The organism is Streptomyces tubercidicus, assembly GCF_027497495.1.
GTDB lineage: Bacteria > Actinomycetota > Actinomycetes > Streptomycetales > Streptomycetaceae > Streptomyces > Streptomyces tubercidicus.
Genome location: NZ_CP114205.1, coordinates 3450690 through 3466770, shown reverse-complemented (window position 1 = coordinate 3466770; position 16081 = coordinate 3450690). Strand labels below are relative to the sequence as shown.

General features: G+C 70.7%; 15 protein-coding genes. 6 read left to right on the top strand and 9 right to left on the bottom strand.

What is annotated here, in order from left to right:
- Positions 1-13: 13 nt before the first annotated feature.
- The 6 genes from STRTU_RS14880 to STRTU_RS14855 all read right to left on the bottom strand — a co-directional run bounded on the left by STRTU_RS14880 (position 14) and on the right by STRTU_RS14855 (position 7627).
- The gene (locus tag STRTU_RS14880) at positions 14-1651 is read right to left on the bottom strand and encodes a type IV secretory system conjugative DNA transfer family protein (RefSeq protein ID WP_176604215.1); all 1638 of its coding nucleotides are present in this window, start codon (positions 1649-1651) and stop codon (positions 14-16) included.
- A complete protein-coding gene (locus STRTU_RS14875; RefSeq protein WP_159746956.1) occupies positions 1648-3090 on the bottom strand; it encodes an ATP-binding protein in 1443 nt (480 codons plus the stop codon). Before STRTU_RS14875 ends, STRTU_RS14880 begins: the two co-directional genes overlap by 4 nt.
- 29 nt (positions 3091-3119) lie before the next feature.
- Positions 3120-4682 carry an SCO6880 family protein gene (locus STRTU_RS14870; protein ID WP_159743973.1) on the bottom strand — a complete coding sequence of 521 codons (1563 nt, stop codon included), beginning with the start codon at positions 4680-4682 and terminating at the stop codon, positions 3120-3122.
- The gene (locus STRTU_RS14865) at positions 4679-5989 is read right to left on the bottom strand and encodes a hypothetical protein (RefSeq protein ID WP_159743972.1); all 1311 of its coding nucleotides are present in this window, start codon (positions 5987-5989) and stop codon (positions 4679-4681) included. The genes STRTU_RS14870 and STRTU_RS14865 overlap by 4 nt, the downstream gene beginning before the upstream one ends.
- Positions 5979-6830 (bottom strand): DUF8175 domain-containg protein, encoded by an 852-nt coding sequence (locus STRTU_RS14860; protein ID WP_159743971.1) that lies wholly within the window; start codon positions 6828-6830, stop codon positions 5979-5981. The genes STRTU_RS14865 and STRTU_RS14860 overlap by 11 nt, the downstream gene beginning before the upstream one ends.
- 488 nt (positions 6831-7318) lie before the next feature.
- Complete coding sequence (locus tag STRTU_RS14855) at positions 7319-7627, bottom strand: hypothetical protein (RefSeq protein WP_018541441.1); 309 nt, start codon at positions 7625-7627, stop codon at positions 7319-7321.
- Positions 7628-8101: 474 nt separating this feature from the next.
- On the opposite strand from STRTU_RS14855, the gene STRTU_RS14850 reads away from it, so the two are divergent.
- Positions 8102-9106, top strand: a complete 1005-nt coding sequence (locus tag STRTU_RS14850; RefSeq protein WP_159743970.1) for a C40 family peptidase — start codon at positions 8102-8104, stop codon at positions 9104-9106.
- A 205-nt stretch (positions 9107-9311) separates the two neighbouring features.
- Positions 9312-10043: a phosphatase PAP2 family protein gene (locus STRTU_RS14845; protein ID WP_159743969.1), complete on the top strand. Its 732-nt coding sequence runs from the start codon at positions 9312-9314 to the stop codon at positions 10041-10043.
- 117 nt (positions 10044-10160) lie between these two features.
- Here STRTU_RS14845 and STRTU_RS14840 read toward each other — a convergent pair whose 3' ends face one another.
- Positions 10161-11774 carry an FAD-binding oxidoreductase gene (locus tag STRTU_RS14840; protein ID WP_159743968.1) on the bottom strand — a complete coding sequence of 538 codons (1614 nt, stop codon included), beginning with the start codon at positions 11772-11774 and terminating at the stop codon, positions 10161-10163.
- A 247-nt stretch (positions 11775-12021) separates the two neighbouring features.
- On the bottom strand, positions 12022-12216 hold the full coding sequence (locus tag STRTU_RS14835) for a hypothetical protein (RefSeq protein WP_159743967.1): 195 nt from the start codon (positions 12214-12216) through the stop codon (positions 12022-12024).
- Positions 12217-12389: 173 nt separating this feature from the next.
- On the opposite strand from STRTU_RS14835, the gene STRTU_RS14830 reads away from it, so the two are divergent.
- Positions 12390-13253: an SCO4651 family lipoprotein gene (locus tag STRTU_RS14830; RefSeq protein WP_159743966.1), complete on the top strand. Its 864-nt coding sequence runs from the start codon at positions 12390-12392 to the stop codon at positions 13251-13253.
- Between the two features lie 142 nt (positions 13254-13395).
- Positions 13396-13620 carry a hypothetical protein gene (locus STRTU_RS14825; protein WP_174878962.1) on the top strand — a complete coding sequence of 75 codons (225 nt, stop codon included), beginning with the start codon at positions 13396-13398 and terminating at the stop codon, positions 13618-13620.
- A 30-nt stretch (positions 13621-13650) separates the two neighbouring features.
- Here the strand turns inward: STRTU_RS14825 and STRTU_RS14820 are convergent, their stop codons facing one another.
- Positions 13651-14067, bottom strand: a complete 417-nt coding sequence (locus STRTU_RS14820) for a metal-sensitive transcriptional regulator (protein WP_159743965.1) — start codon at positions 14065-14067, stop codon at positions 13651-13653.
- A gap of 193 nt (positions 14068-14260) precedes the next feature.
- On the opposite strand from STRTU_RS14820, the gene STRTU_RS14815 reads away from it, so the two are divergent.
- On the top strand, positions 14261-14881 hold the full coding sequence (locus tag STRTU_RS14815) for a DUF47 domain-containing protein (protein ID WP_042162406.1): 621 nt from the start codon (positions 14261-14263) through the stop codon (positions 14879-14881).
- Positions 14882-14890: 9 nt separating this feature from the next.
- On the top strand, positions 14891-15889 hold the full coding sequence (locus tag STRTU_RS14810) for an inorganic phosphate transporter (protein WP_159743964.1): 999 nt from the start codon (positions 14891-14893) through the stop codon (positions 15887-15889).
- Positions 15890-16081: the final 192 nt, after the last annotated feature.

The window sequence follows — 16081 nt, the reverse complement described above, 5'->3', positions numbered from 1 at the left end:
TTGGGGCCGGGGGTCAGGCCCGGAGGGAGTGGTGGGGCCAGCGGGCGCGGGCTTGTTCCTGGGAGCGCATGGTGGCCAGGGTCAGCAGTCCGCGGGTGCGGCCCGTTTCGAGGAGGCCGGGGAGGGCGGGCAGCGGGGCGAGGGCCGCGATGTCGTCCAGGACGAGGGTGAGTGGTGGGTCGAGCCGACCGTCAGATGACCGTTCGGCCATGCGGCGGCCGTGCTCGACCACGTGCGAGAGGAGTGCGGTGAGCAGTGGCATCGCACCCGGGTCGGTACGCGGGTCCTCGATGGGCTCGCCTACCACGTAAAGCGTTCCCCCCTCATCGATGAATGATTCGAGGAGAACCGAATCTGCTCGAAGTGGGGTGCAGGCATCCCGGATGTGGATCGAGGAGAGGGCGGTCAGCGCCCGGCCGATCAACGCCTGGGCGGCTTCCCGGCGTTCGGGGTGGGCCGTGAGCACCGATTCCAGTTCGCCGGCCTGGCCGGCCGAGGCCTTGGGGCTGGTACGGAGGATGCGGACGGGCTCCTGGGTGGCGCCGGTGGCGTGTGCCCAGCGGTGCAGCTGGCGGAACGGGCGGCCGTCCACCGCGGCGGCGTGCAGCCAGCAGCGCAGCAAGGTCTGGGCGGCGTCCGCGACCGCAGAGTCCAGGGCGCCGGGCGGGCGTACGGGGGCCAGCAGGGCGGTGGCACGGGCGGCGGCGGTGGGGAGGTCCGTACAGCCGGAGGTGGGGGACCAGCGCAGCCGGGCGGGGGTGTCGAGGCGGTGCGTCGGGTCGTAGGTCAGCAGCGGGCCGAGCTTGGCGCGGGCGTCCTTGGTCTCGGCCCAGAGACCGGGGTCCGTCGTGGCGATGATCAGCGCGCCCGGGGCGGCGGCCGCGGTGGCGACGGAGGTCGCGAGGGCGGCGGTGCGGTCGGTGATGAACTCGACGCGGGGGAGGGTGAGTTCGGTGGGGGCGCCGTCGTCGGCGGGGGTGAGTGAGGGTGCCGTGGGTGGGGGTGCGGTGCGCTGTTCCGGGACGGGGCCGGTGGGGACGGTGTCCAGGGGCGGCGAGGGAGGGGCGGCCGGTGTCGCCGGTGTGGCCGGGGCGTCCTCGTTGAGGGGTGTGGGGGCCTGGGCGGCGGGGACGGCCGGCCGGAGGGCTTCCCGGGCCTCCTGGGCCTCTCTGAGCTTCCGGGCGGCGCGTTCCGTGTCCTGTCGGGCCTCCCGGGTCTCCCGTGTCTCCCGGTCCGTCAGGCGGGCCTCCCGGGCCTCTCGGGCCTTCGCCCGGCGGGCCGCTCGTACGGCGCGGTAGCGGGCGACCGTCCCCAGCGTGAAGATCACCAGGACCAGCAGCACCATCAGCTCACCGATGAAAATGCCCCAGAAGAGGCCGTAGCCGGAGAGTTGGCTCTTGGGGGTGCCGGGCCAGGCGGCGGCCATGTCGTGCGGGGCGGAGACCAGATGGCGCAGGGCCATCGGCGTACCGGAGTAGGTGACGCCCGCGGGCCAGGCACCGTGGGCGAACAGGCCGGCCAGCCCCGTTGCCGTCCAGACCAGCACGGTCAGGCCCAGCAGGAAGGCGAGCAGTCCGACCAGGAGGGAGTCGGGGACGCCGCGTCCCCGGGGGCGTGCGGCGCCTCGTTCGTCGTCGTATCCGCGGGTCACGCCACCGTCTCGCTCGACTCGTCTCTCCACTGCCGCTCCATCGCCATGGCCTCGGCGCGGGCCTCGGCCTCGGCGTCCGCGGCCGCCTGGACCGCCCGCGCCTCGTCCGTCGGCATCGCGGACGCCTCGCTCATCGCGGAAGCCTCGGTCATCGCCCGGTCGGTGAAGACCAGCGGGCGTTCGGCCTCGGTGATGAGGTGTTTGACGACCTGGACATTGCCGTTGACGTCCCAGACGGCGATGCCGGGGGTGAGGGTCGGGATGATCTCGACGGCCCACCGTGGCAGACCGAGCACCCGGCCGGTGGCGCGGGCCTCGTCGGCTTTCTGGGCGTAGATGGTGCGGGTGGAGGCCATCTTGAGGATGGCCGCGGCCTCCCGTGCGGCGGCGCCGTCGACCACGTCGCTGAGGTGGTGGACGACGGCCACGAAGGACAGGCCGAGCCGGCGGCCGAACTTCAGCAGCCGCTGGAAGAGCTGGGCCACGAACGGGGAGTTGATGATGTGCCAGGCCTCTTCGACCAGGAAGATGCGCTTCTTGCGGTCGGGGCGGATCCAGGTGTGCTCCAGCCAGACGCCGACGATCGCCATCAGGATCGGCATCGCGATGGAGTTGCGGTCGATATGCGACAGGTCGAAGACGATCAGTGGTGCGTCGAGGTCGATACCGGCGGTGGTCGGTCCGTCGAACATGCCGCGCAGGTCACCGTCGACGAGCCGGTCGAGCACCAGCGCCACGTCGAGACCCCAGGCCCGGACGTCGTCTATGTCGACGTTCATGGCCTCCGCCGACTCCGCCTCCGGGTGCCGCAGCTGCTCGACGATGTCGGTCAGCACGGGCTGGCGGTGGGTGATGGTGTCGGTGACGTAGGCGTGCGCGACCTTGAGGGCGAAGCCGGAGCGTTCGTCCAGGCCGTGGCCCATGGCGACCTCGATGATGGTGCGCAGCAGGGCGAGCTGGCCGGTGGTGGTGATCGACGGGTCGAGGGGGTTGAGGCGGATGCCGCCGTTGAGGGCGGCGGTCGGGTCCAGGCGGATGGGAGTTATCCCCAGCTCCTGGGCGATGAGGTTCCACTCGCCGACGCCGTCCTCGCCCTGCGCGTCCAGCACCACGACCTGCCGGTCCCGGAACCTCAACTGCCGCAGGACGTAGGTCTTCTCCAATGCGGACTTGCCGTTGCCGGACTCGCCGAGGACCAGCCAGTGGGGGGCGGGCAGCTGCTGTCCGTAGAGCTGGAACGGGTCGTAGATATAGCCCTTGCCGCTGTAGACCTCACGGCCGATGATCACGCCGGAGTCGCCGAGACCGGGGGCCGCGGTGGGCAGATAGACGGCCTGGGCCTGGCCGGTGGAGGTGCGTACGGGCAGCCGGGTGGTCTCCACCTTCCCGAACAGGAAGCTGGTGAACGCCTCGGTGAGCGCTCCGATCGGATCGAGCATGGCCATGACGTACGCGCCTCCCAGCGGCTTTAGCGGCGGATCCCGGTCGCGAACGGCAGAGTGTTGACGAACGCCCGGTGGTGCTCGCGGTCGCACCACTCCAGCTTCAGATAGGACTTGCCGGCCGAGGCGCGGATGGTGCGCTTGTCGCGGGCCAGTGCCTCGGGCGAGCGGGAGGACACCGTGAGGTAGCCGACGAGGTTGACGCCGGCGGCGCCGGACGCGAGGTCCTCGCCGCGCTGGTCGACGCGGCCGTGGTGGGCGACGTCCCGCGGGTCGACGACGCGGTTCATCTTGGCGGCGCGGCTGGCCTCGGCGTCGTCGTTCGTCTTCTCCGTCAGCATCCGCTCGATGGCGATCTCGGTGGGTTCGAGGTCCATGCAGACCGCGACCGTACGGATCACATCCGGGGTGTGCACCAGGAGGGGGGCGAGGAAGTTGACGCCCACCGGGGTCAGCGGCCACTCCTTGACCCAGGCGGTGGCGTGGCACCAGGGCGCGCGGGTCGTCGACTCCCGCGTCTTGGCCTGGAGGTACGTCGGCTCCATCGCGTCCAGCTCGGCCGGCCAGGCGTTGCGCTTGCTCATCGCCTGGATGTGGTCGATGGGGTGGTCCGGGTCGTACATGGAGTGCACGAGGGAGGCGAGCCGGGCCTGGCCGAGCGGCTGGCGCACCCGGATGTCGGCCTCGGCGAGCCGGGCGCAGATGTCGGTGAGCTCACGGGCCATGACGACCGCGAGTCCGGCGTCCCGGTCCAGCTTCTTGCGCAGCAGCCCGCCCTGGTGCATCCGGGCGGCGCGGGCCATGGTCTGCGCCTCGGCGGCCAGCTCGCGGGTGTAGTGCATACAGGCGACGAGGTAGGCGCGGTGCTGCTCGGAGGAGGTGGAGACCATCGACTGGAGCTGGTCGTAGGAGTCCTGCAGCCAGTCGGGGGAGTTCTTGTCGCCGCGCTGGGCGACGTCCTTGGCGTGCGCGTCCGGGTCGGCGGGGAGCGTACGGGCCAGCATCTGCAGCCGGGTCACGAAGCCGTCCCCGTTGGCCACATGCTTGAGCAGCGTCCCGAAACGGTCGACCAGCGCCTCCTGGTCCTCGCTGTCCCGCAGGCCGACGCCCGGCCCCTCGATCTCGATGGCCGCCGTCACCGTCTTGCGGTCGGCGTGCAGCAGCACCGCGATCTCGTCCGGGCCGAACGGGGCGGAGAGCCAGTTGATCCGGCCGATGCCGGGCGGCGGGCCGATCTCGACCTCCCGGCCGTCCAGCCGGACGCCCGCCTCGGCGGCGCCGGCGCGGTAGGTGGCGCCGCGGCGGACCGTCCGGCGGAAGCTGCGCCGGATCTCGAACCACTTGTAGAACGTACGGCCCTTGTACGGCACGTAGACGAGGGCGAGCGCCAGCATCGGGAAGCCGGTGAGGGCCGCGATCCGCACCGGGAGAATGCCCCCCGCCAGCCCGCCCACCATGCCGAGGAACGCGCCGGCGATGATCAGCGCGATCTCACCGGTCTCGCGGTTCTTGCCGACGATCGCATTGGGCCGGGCGCGGCCGATCAGATACGTGCGACGTGGCGCGATCGGGTGGGACTGCGTGCTCAACGCCCCTCACCTCCTGCTGTTTTGCCGGTGCGGGAGCTGCTGCTCGGGCCGGGGTTCGTACGGGGGGCGGGGGTGGCGGGTGCCGAGGAGCGGCCGCCGCCACGGGAGCTGTGCGCGGCGACGCCGCCGGCCACCGCGTCGGCCGGGCGGGACTGGCCGCCCTGCGCCTGCCCGCCGTCGCCGCCGGAGCCGCGGGAGCTGTGGGCCTTGATGCCCTGGGAGACCAGCGCGGCGGGCGAGGAGATCATCGCGGCGGCCTGGCTGCCGTCGGTGGCCCGGCCCTTGTTCGTACGGGCGGAGACCATCTCGTCGCCGAAGCCGGGGACGAAGCGGTAGATCACCGCGCTGGCGAAGATGGCCAGGACGATGATCGAGAGGCCGGAGACGACCGCGGAGAAGGCGTTCGGGCCCTTGTCGTGGGAGAGCGCACCGGCGACGCCGAGCACGATCACGATGACCGGCTTCACCAGGATCACCGCGATCATGATGCCCGCCCAGCGGCGCACATGGCCCCACATGTTCTTGTCGACCAGCCCGGCGTAGACGACCGTGCCGAGCAGCGCCCCGACGTACAGCAGCGCGGCGCGGATCACCAGCTCCAGCCAGAGCACACCGGCGGCGAGCACGGAGACCAGCGACACCACGATCAGCATGATCGGGCCGCCGCCGATGTCCGTGCCCTTGGTGAGCGCCTGCGAGAACGCCCCGAAGAACGTGTCGGTCTGCGCCCCCGTCCCCTTCGCGATGATCTCGGTGACCCCGTCGGTCGCCGAGACGATGGTGTAGAGGATCAGCGGGGTGAAGGCGGAGGCCAGCACGGTCAGCCAGAGGAATCCGACCGCTTCGCTGATCGCCTCCGTCAGCCGCACCCCGCGCACCGCGCGCTTGGCGACGGCCAGCAGCCACAGGACGAGCGTGAGCACGGTGGAGGCGGCGAAGACGACGGCGTACTGCCGCAGGAACGCGGCGTTGGTGAAGTCCACCTGCGAGGTGGCCTTCACCGCCTCCGACAGCTTGCTGACGATCCAGGCGGCGGCTTTGGCGCAGCCTTTGGCGATGGATTCGAGGGGGTCGAGGGGGTTGGTGTCGAGCGGGTTGGTGGGCGGTGAGTCGCTGCCGGATTCATTGCGCTGCCGGCAGATCTGCAGGGCGGGTCCGCTGAGGAGTTTGCAGCGTTCCGAGGCCGGACCCGGGTCGGGCACCGGCGCGGCCATGGCGCGTGTCGCCAGCAGGAAGACCCAGGTCTGTACGACTGCCAAGACGGTGGCGACCGAGGCCGCGCGGCGGTGCATGGGCCTACCGGGCATACGTGAAACCTCCGTACCCTTGGACCGCGCCCGCGATGTCCTTCGCTCCGGAGGCGGGGACGTCCCCGCTGACCGGTGCGGGGCCGTCATTCTGAGAGCGTGTCAGCGTCTTCCAGTCGTTGCCCGTCCAGGCGAGCTTCATCGTGAGGGTGAACCAACTCGTGGTGACGGGTTTGACGGAACCCTCGCCGGCCAGTCCGAGCAGGCCGGTGCACCAGACCTCGACGGTTGCCTGGTCCTTTGCGAAGTCCTTGACCTTGGTGCCGATCGGGATGGTGCGCGAGACGAAGGTCATCTTGGCGGGGGCGCTTCCGTCCGCCTTCAGCCCGAGGGTCTTGAAGAAGTCCGGTGAGTAGACGTCATCGAGCTTCTTCTGGAAGGCGGCGGCGGCCGACGGCGCCATGACGGTGTCGACGATCTTGTGCCGCTGGTCCTGGTGGAACATGTCCGAGGACCCCAGCGCCACCGCATAATTCGCCCCCGCCGACTGCGCCCCCTGCTCCGTCTTGGCGAAGCCCGAGGCGATGCCGCTGGTCTTGCCGCTGACGGCCTTGGTGCCGGTGGGGGCGGTGGGCTGGGCGCGGCCGGGGTCCTTGGGGGAGTCGTTGGTGGCGGTTTCGCTGTTGCCGCTGCCGCCGCGGTTGGCGAAGGCGATGGCCGCGAGCAGCAGGACGATCACCCCGACGATCGTGACGAGGTTGCGGCTGGACAGGCCGCCGCGGGAGCGCCGTCCCGAGCCGTAGCCCTCGCCGTCGTTGTCGGGAAGTCTGGTCCGGGTCTGGCCCGTCCCCGGACCGCGGTGGCCTTCGCCGCCGTAGCCGCCGTCGTCACCGAGACTCATCGCGCCTGTGCCCCCTCTGCCGCCGTCGCCGTGCGTGCCCTAGTTGTGCCGCCCTCATATGACCGTAGCCGCGCGGGCGGCGGCTCGGGTGCAGCGGTACGAGTACATCTCACCGTGACGGGTCCTCAGATGCGGTACGGCAGAGGCGAATGGGGGACTCTGGGTTATTTGTGCGCATCGTCTGCTCCGCGGTCGCCGGTCGCCTGCTTACGCCTTCTTGCCCCCGGTCCCACCTGTCCCCGCGCAGCGCTCGGCCCAATCGGTCCGCTGGTCGCGGGGGTGATGAGGGCGTGCTGCGGTTCCGTCGGGCCGGCGTGAGCGGGCGTCAGCATGTGGCCTCGGCAGGGGAGGTGGGGCCGGTGGAAGCGAGTGGGGGCACGGGGCGGCGGAGAGAGGGTGGGCGGGGGCGCACGGGGGCGACGCGGGGACGGACGGACGGGGGCGGGGGCGCGCCCTAGGGGCGGTGGCACCGCCACAGGGCGCGGGGCCTAGACCGCCATTCCGTAGACGATGGTGAAGAGCGTCCCCAGGGAGCCGATGATGAAGACGCCGGTCAGGCCGGCCACGATCAGGCCCTTGCCCTGTTCGGCGCTGAAGGTGTCGCGCAGCGCGGTGGCGCCGATGCGCTGTTTGGCGGCGCCCCAGATCGCGATGCCGAGGCACAGCAGGATCGCCACTGCCATGATCACCTCGACCATCACGCGGGCCTCGTTGCCCAGGCTCCCGAACGGGCCCCAGTCCGGGGCGATTCCGCCGATGATGGTGGTGATGTCGCCTTTTTCGGCCGCAATGAACATGAATGAACTCACCGCCCCTTGATGGGTAGTTGTGTCCCCGTGCCGGCGCGGCACAGGTCGTCTCTATCTTCGCTGACAAATGGGCCGTCAGCTGTCGACTTGGCGGCTTTCTTTGAAGGATCCCGTGCGGATGGCGTGTGCCGGTGGGCGCTCGTCCTCCATTCAACCGGCTGGTCTCACCGTGTGTATCACGGGCGTTAACCCTGGGCAATGATCATCGGGAGCCCCGGTGGCCGGTCCGGCGCGCCGGACCGCGCGTAGCCCGTTCGGGTCCATGGCCCGCCTCCTGTGGGGATCTGATGCGGTGTCGCTCGTCCGGCGGCGTACGGGAGCCGCCGTGGGTGCGACCGGACCCCGGCCGGAGCGCCCCGTGCGCCGCGGGATGCGCCGTCGTGCGGCACCCGGAGCGGCGGGGCGCGCGGGAGCGGCCGGAAAAAGGCAGTGAACCGGGGCTGAATGGGGGAGGGTTGGAGGGTGCGGAAATTCTGGGTGGCCGGAGGGCTCGGGGCAGGGCTGGTGTTCTGCCTGCTCGGACTGCTTGTGATCGGTACGTATATGGCGGCGGCCGGACTGGCCGGGGCCGGCGGGCGGGCGCTCGGGCTGGCGAAGGGGGCGGTGCCCGCCGAATATCAGCAGCTGGTGCAGAAGTGGGGGACGCTCTGCCCGGCGATAAGTCCCTCGCTGCTGGCGGCGCAGCTCTATCAGGAGAGCGGATGGAACCCCCGGGCGCAGAGCCCGGCGGCCGCGCAGGGCATGGCGCAGTTCATTCCGGGGACCTGGCAGACCCATGGCGTCGACGGGAACGGCGACGGCAAGAAGGACGTATGGGACCCGGAGGACGCGATTCCGTCGGCGGCCTCGTACGACTGCGAGCTGGCGAGCTATGTGAAGCGCGCGCCGGGCAATGCCACGCACAACATGCTCGCCGCCTATAACGCCGGGGCCTACCGCGTCATCCAGTACAACGGGGTGCCGCCGTACCGCGAGACACAGAACTATGTGAAGACGATCACGACGCTGGCCAAGAGCTTCGAGGCGCCGGCGGGGCGGGTGGAGCCGTCGCGGCAGGCGGCCGGCGCCATCTACTTCGCACAGCAGAAGCTCGGTACGCGCTATCTGTGGGGCGGCACGGGAACCGCGGCGCAGGGTGGCCGGTTCGACTGTTCCGGGCTGAGCCAGGCCGCGTACCGCTCCGTGGGCATCGAGCTGCCCCGGGTGGCGAACGACCAGTGGAACGCCGGGCCGCATCCGAAGCGGGATGAGCTGCTCCCGGGTGACCTGGTGTTCTTCGCGAACGACCTGAAGGACCCGCGGTCGATCCACCATGTGGGGATCTATGTGGGAGGCGGGTACATGATCAACGCGCCGTACACCGGGGCCGTGATCCGGTTCGACAAGATCGATACGCCGGACTACATCGGTGCGACCCGCGTCACCTCGGATGGCGCAAAAGCGCTGCCCGGTACGAACGCTGCGTGAACATGGGGCCCTGAACTGCGGTGATGAGTCAAGCTTCGATAACGTCCTGGTGATCATCCGATAGCGGGTGGAACGACCGGGGTGGGCATCGCGTTTTCTTGGCGTGGGGACGTAGCAGCGCTTGATACGGCACACGCTCGACGACCACGGGGGCAGGCAGCACACGAAGGCGCTCGCGCGCGCGATAGATAAGGGGCCGCTGCAGATGGCTGGACTCGCATTCGAGAGGCCGAACCCCGACGTCGACGTGCTCGACGGCGTCAACGGCCTCGCGAAGGACGCCCCCCACTGGGTCAACAAGGCCATGGAGTACATCGGTGAGTACGGCATCATCGCCGGCCTCGGCGTGCTGTGTCTGATCGCCTGGTGGTCCGCCCGCCGCCGTCCGGGCGCGCCGGCCGCCGTCGCGGGCCTGATCTGGGCGCCGCTGGCCGCGGGCATCGCCCTGCTGGCCAATATCCCGATCCGGTCATTCGTCGAGCGGCCGCGGCCGTTCAAGGACCACGCCGGGCTGGAAGTGCTGATCCCCGGCAAGAGCGACTTCTCGTTCGTCAGTGACCACGCGACGCTCACCATGGCGGTCGGCGTCGGTCTGTTCATCGCCCACCGGAAGTTCGGGCTGCTCGGGATTCTGCTGGCGCTCGCCGAGGGCTTCTGCCGCGTCTACATGGGCGTGCACTACCCGACCGATGTGATCGGCGGCTTCGCGCTGGGCACCGCCGTCGCGCTGCTGCTGGCGCCGCCGGCGCAGGCGATGCTGGTGCCGCTGACGACGGCGATCAGCCGGTCGAAGCTGGCCTGGCTGGTGTGTGCGCCGGGCGCCGGGGCGGACGTGGACGGCCAGGCGGGGCAGGACGGCGAGGGCGGCCGGGTGGTGGCCACGGGCTCGGCGATGCGGCGCGGAAACAAGGAGCGGGACAAGGATCTGGCGGCCTGAGGGCACGGCCGGTTCGCCGAACCGGCCGGCCCCGGCCTGTATGGCCTGGCGGATGCGGACGGCCCGGCCCCTCGCGGGGGCCGGGCCGTCCGTGTGTCCGCAGGAGTGCGGGCGGTCTCAGAGCGCCTGCGGGAAGGTGCTGAACAGCCGCTGCGGGTCGTAGGTCCGCTTGACCTCGGCGAGACGGGTGGCGGCGGCGCCGTAGTAGGCCGACTTCCAGTCGCGCAGACCGGGGTCGGTGTAGTTCTGGTAGGCGGCGCCCGACGAGTAGCGGCGCATCGCGTCATGGAACGAATTCAGCCACGCTGTGCGGCTGCCGGACGAGCCCTTCTCCGGCCAGGACGTCAAGTACTGCGCGAGGAACCGCGAGCCGCGGTGGACGAAGGCGGTGTCCGAGCTCTTGACGCGGTTGATCGCGCCGCCCAGCGCCGTCAGCGCCACATTCCCGTTGACGCCCTTGCGGCCGCCCGCCTCGATCTGGTCCATCAGGGTGCGGATACCGGCCGTCGACAGCGCGCGGTCGAAGAAGTGCGAACGGGCGGCGTAGGTCTCGCGGCCCAGCTGGCCGGCGCCGGTCTGGCCGGGCAGCGAACCCGGCATATGGCACTGGGCGGTGGACTTGGAGGAGCAGCCCGCGTAGGACTCCATCGCGTCCAGGTAGCCGGTCGGCGTGAGGTGGACGCTCTTGGCGGGGCCGGGGCCGCCGGGCTGGTCGGCGAGCTTGTCGAGGGCGTTCTTCAGCTCGCCGTAGCCGCCCAGGGAGAAGGCCGCGACGGAGACGGTCGGGGTGCCGCCGGGGCGCGCGTCGAGATGGCAGGCGGACCAGATCTCATCGTCCTGCACCGGCCCCCACTTCTGCCAGGACGCCACGACCTTCGCCGCCTTGGCCCACGGCCAGGTCAGGTACGCCATCACCGCGCGCGGCGCCGGATGCGTACGGAAGCGGAGCTCGGTGACCACGCCGAAGTTGCCGTTGCCGGCGCCGCGCAGTGCCCAGAAGAGGTCGGCGTGCTGCTTCTTGTCGCAGTCGACGGTCTTGCCGTCCGCCGTGACCAGGGTGGCGCCGACGAGGCTGTCGCAGGTCAGGCCGTACGCGCGGGAGGACACACCATGGCCGCCGCCCAGGGTGAGGCCGGATATGCCGACGGTGGGGCAGGAGCCCCCGGGTATCGTCACGCCGTGCGCCCCGAGGCCCTGGTAGACGTCGATGAGCTTGGCGCCGGCGCCGATGCGGGTGGTGCCGCCGGACGGCGCGCCGACCTTGGAGAGCGCCGAGACATCGATGATGAGCTTGTTGTTGCCGCTGGACCAGCCCGCGTAGGAGTGGCCGCCGCTGCGGATGGCGACCGGGGTGTCGTGCCGCCGGGCGAAGGCGAGGCATTCGGCGATGTCCGCCGGGTGCTCGACATAGGCGATGGCGGACGGCTTCAGCGTGTCATAGCGGGTGTTGTAGAGGCGCCGGGCGGTCGCGTACGAAGCGTCGGAGGCCCGTATCAGCTTGCCGTCCAGGCTCTTGCCCAGCGCGGTCCAGGAGGACCGGGAGGCCCCGCCCTTGGTGCCGCCACCGGCCGCGGCCGCCGCCGCGTTGGTCCCGGTCATACCGCCCGCGCCGCCCGCGGCGTCCGTAGCGGCCGTCCCCGCCGCGCCCGTCTTGTTGTCGCAGCCGGTGGCCAGGGCGGCCGAGGCCGCCGCCAGTCCGCCGCCGGCCTGCAGGAGTGTGCGCCGCTTCACTGGGATGAGTCCCCCTCGATGTCGAACGTTCCTGCCCCGTCTGCCGAAGGCCCGGCCGGTGGCCACGGGGCGTGTGCCGGGAACGGCATCGCACGGGTGCGGCGACGCGCTGCCCGCGCGTCCCGCTGTGCCCGGAGATGTGCCGCGCTGTCCGGTGCTGTCCGTGAAGTCCGTTGCGGCGCGGTGCCGTTGCTTCCCGACTAGGCAGATGCGGCAGGGGCGGATGGGGTTCCCGGAACGGACTCCCTCATTCCCGTGAGCGGCCGTCTCCGTCATCCTCGGCGCCGGATCCGGCCTCGACGTCGGCCAGATGGCGCTCCGCGTCCGTACGCGCCTGGGAGCGGGCGCGGCGGGCCGGCCCCCGCCAGCCGCAGTCGCAGCGGGCCGTGCAGAAGGCGCCGCGTTCGGTGGTGAAGGTGGTGTGAGGGGCTCGGTCGGGCACCCGGCCACGCTACGCGTCCCAGGTGCCCTTGCGTGACGAGCCCCCTGGACAGTCGTTGAACGAAGCGGTCGACGGAACGTCAGATGCGGCGCCGGCGGATCGTCCGACCCTCCCGAGCGGACCGGCCGGCCCAGGCCGTTCCCGAAGACAGCGGCCGAGGGGGCTCGTACGCGATGGTGGTGCAGGACAGGCGAGGCGGCGGCACGGTCGCCGTGGCCATGGCGTGCGGGACGGGTCTGGCGGTCGGGCTGCTGACATCGGGCTGTTCCCCGGACGGGGCCGCGGCCGACGACCAGGAACCGGCCGGCCGGGCCGCCCCCGCCGCGGCCGAGGTCCGGGACAGCGCGGACGCCCTGGTGCGGGCCGGCTCCGCCGCGGTCCGTACGTCCATGGAGACCGTCAGCGGCGGCACCCGCGTCGCCATCCGCGGCACCGGCGGGTATGACTTCGCCACCAGCACCGGGCGGCTGCGGGTGGTGCTCCCTGATCCGGCGGGTGAACCCCGCGGCGGCCATCAGCCGATCACGGAGATCCTCGCGCCCGGTGCGCTGTTCATGAAGAACCGCGGGGCCGGGGTGCCCGCCGACAAATGGGTACGGGTGGCCACCGCCGCACTGCCCGACGGGAATCTGGTCACCGGTGGCGCGACCGATCCGCTGACCGCCGCCGAACTGCTGCGCGGCGCACGGGAGGTGACGTATCAGGGCGAGGAGTGGCTGGACGGGGTCCGGGTGCGGCACTACCGCGGTACGGCCGACATCGCGGCGGCCGCCGCGGCGGCGTCACCGCGCACCGCACCCGCGCTGGTCGCCGCGGAGGACGGGTTCACCACCGATGAGGTGCCGTTCGATGTGTATCTGGACGACGCGGGGCGGCTGCGGAAGGTGCGCCAGTGGTTCCGTTTCGCCAACGGTGCGCCACAGGGCGCCTCGGTGACCTCTACTACGGAACTGTCCCGTTTCGGGACGAAGGTCGCGGTGCGGCTTCCGGACGAACGGGACATCTACGCGGGCAAGATCGCTTCGCCCACGCCATGAGGCCGGGCGTCGCGGGCAGGGCATGTGACGGGGGTGCATGCCGGATGGCGGAAATGGTCCATCCGTGCCATGCGCGGAGCAGGCGCCCGTCCCTAGGCTTGCGGTAACCACCCCAGGCGTGGGAAGGCGCTCGAAGGAGGAGGTGTTGTACGTGGCCGGACACCGCCCTACGACGGTCCAGGACCACGTAGCCCTCGTCGAGATCGACCTGACTGGTGAGTTGATGATCGCGGCGGCGGCCGCGAGCGAGGATCGGCTCAGCCCGGACCGTATCGACGAGGTGCTGGAGGTCGACGGGGAGGACGGCGGCGACACGGGCCGCCGGGTGCCGCCTCAGGCCGGGCCCGCCGGACGGTGCCCCGGCTAAGGGTTGTCCTCGAAGTCCCGTCCGCCTCGCTCAGGTGCGCAGCATCCGCTCGATGGCCTTGGTGGCTTCCTGGACCTTGGCGTCGATGGCCTCGGGGCCCTTGACGGCGGCGTCGGCGACGCAGTGGCGCAGATGTTCCTCCAGGAGTTGGAGGCCGAAGGACTGCAGGCCCTTGGTGCTCGCCGAGACCTGGGTGAGTATGTCGATGCAGTAGACGTCTTCTTCCAGCATCCGCTGGAGTCCGCGGATCTGGCCCTCGATCCGCCGCAGTCGCTTGATGTGTGCGTCCTTCTGCTGTGCGTAGCCGTGCACACCGGCGGGCGGAGAAGTCTCTGCGTGATGGGTCACGGTTTGAACGTCGCTTCGGGGGTCGGCGTCCGGCTCCTGGGGGTGGCGGGCCGCGGCGGCAGCGGTGCCGTCGCCGGCGTCGGCGTCCGTGGTCGTCATGCCGTCTCCCGTGGTATCTAGGCGATCTATATACCCCTGGTGGGTATATGGTACCGAACTTTGCGGGCACCCCTGGTACCCCGTGCAGAGCATGCTGCACGATGGGCGACACTGAAGGAATGCCGGTTAGCAGTGGCTGGATGATGCGCCTAGCATCAACTCGACCGAATCCGATGTACCCCGAGGATTTCACGTGCGCTTTCGTCTGACCCCCAGGGAGACGAGCTTCTACGACATGTTCGCCGCCTCCGCGGACAACATCGTCACGGGCTCCAAGCTCCTGATGGAACTGCTCGGGGCGGACGCCTCCGCTCGGGCAGAGATCGCCGAGCGAATGCGGGCGGCGGAGCACGCGGGTGATGACGCGACCCACGCGATCTTCCACCAGCTGAACTCCTCGTTCATCACGCCGTTCGACCGCGAGGACATCTACAACCTCGCCTCGTCGCTCGACGACATCATGGACTTCATGGAAGAGGCGGTCGACCTGGTCGTCCTCTACAAGGTCGAGGAGCTGCCCAAGGGCATCGACCAGCAGATCGAGGTGCTGGCGCGGGCGGCCGAGCTGACCGCCGAGGCCATGCCGCATCTGCGGACCATGACGAACCTCACCGAGTACTGGATCGAGGTCAACCGGCTGGAGAACCAGGCCGACCAGATCCACCGCAAGCTGCTGGCGCACCTCTTCAACGGCAAGTACGACGCCATCGAGGTCCTCAAGCTCAAGCAGATCGTGGACATCCTGGAAGAGGCCGCGGACGCCTTCGAGCACGTCGCCAACACCGTCGAGACCATCGCGGTCAAGGAGTCCTGAGCGCTTCCCATGGACACCTTCGCGCTCGTCGTGACCATCGCGGTCGCGCTCGGATTCACCTACACCAACGGCTTCCATGACTCCGCGAACGCCATCGCGACCTCGGTCTCGACGCGGGCGCTGACCCCGCGCGCCGCGCTGGCGATGGCCGCCGTGATGAACCTCGCCGGTGCCTTCCTGGGCAGCGGGGTCGCCAAGACGGTCAGCGAGGGGCTGATCTCCACTCCGCACGGCAGCAAGGGGATGGGCATCCTCTTTGCCGCGCTGCTCGGCGCGGTGGTCTGGAACCTCGTCACCTGGTACTTCGGCCTGCCGTCGTCGTCCTCGCACGCCCTCTTCGGCGGCATGGTCGGCGCCGCCCTGGCCGGTGGCACCACCGTGATCTGGTCCGGGGTGGTCGAGAAGGTCGTCCTGCCGATGTTCATCTCGCCCGTCATCGGTCTGGTGCTCGGCTATCTCGTGATGGTCGTCATCCTCTGGATGTTCCGGAAGTCCAACCCGCACAAGGCCAAGCGCGGCTTCCGGATAGCCCAGACGGTGTCCGCGGCGGGCATGGCCCTCGGCCATGGCCTCCAGGACGCCCAGAAGACCATGGGCATCGTGGTGATGGCGCTGGTCATCGCCGATGTCGAGGACCAGAACGCAGCCATCCCGATCTGGGTCAAGCTGGCCTGTGCGATCACCCTCTCGCTCGGTACGTACGCGGGCGGCTGGCGCATCATGCGCACCCTGGGCCGCCGGATCATCGAACTGGACCCGCCGCAGGGCTTCGCCGCGGAGACCACGGCCGCCTCAGTCATGTACACCGCGTCCTTCATGTTCCACGCGCCGATCTCCACCACCCATGTCATCACCTCCGCGATCATGGGCGTGGGCTCGACCAAGGGCCCGCGCGCGGTGCGCTGGGGCGTCGCCAAGAACATCGTGATGGGCTGGTTCATCACCATGCCGGCCGCGGCGCTGGTCGCGGCCTTCGCGTACTGGATCGTGGAGTTGGTGTTCGGCTGACCTCCGGCTCGGCCGCGGTGCCCTGAGGCCCGTGGTCCGCTGAGCGCCGCGGTCTTCTGAACACAGCAGTCCCCTGAGCACAGCAGTGGGCCCGCCCCCCGGGAAGTGGGGGCGGGCCCTTCGTCTTGCGGTGGCACCGCCATGCAGCACCGCAGGACGTCTGGTGGGGGCGGCCCGGCCGGAGCGGCCGGG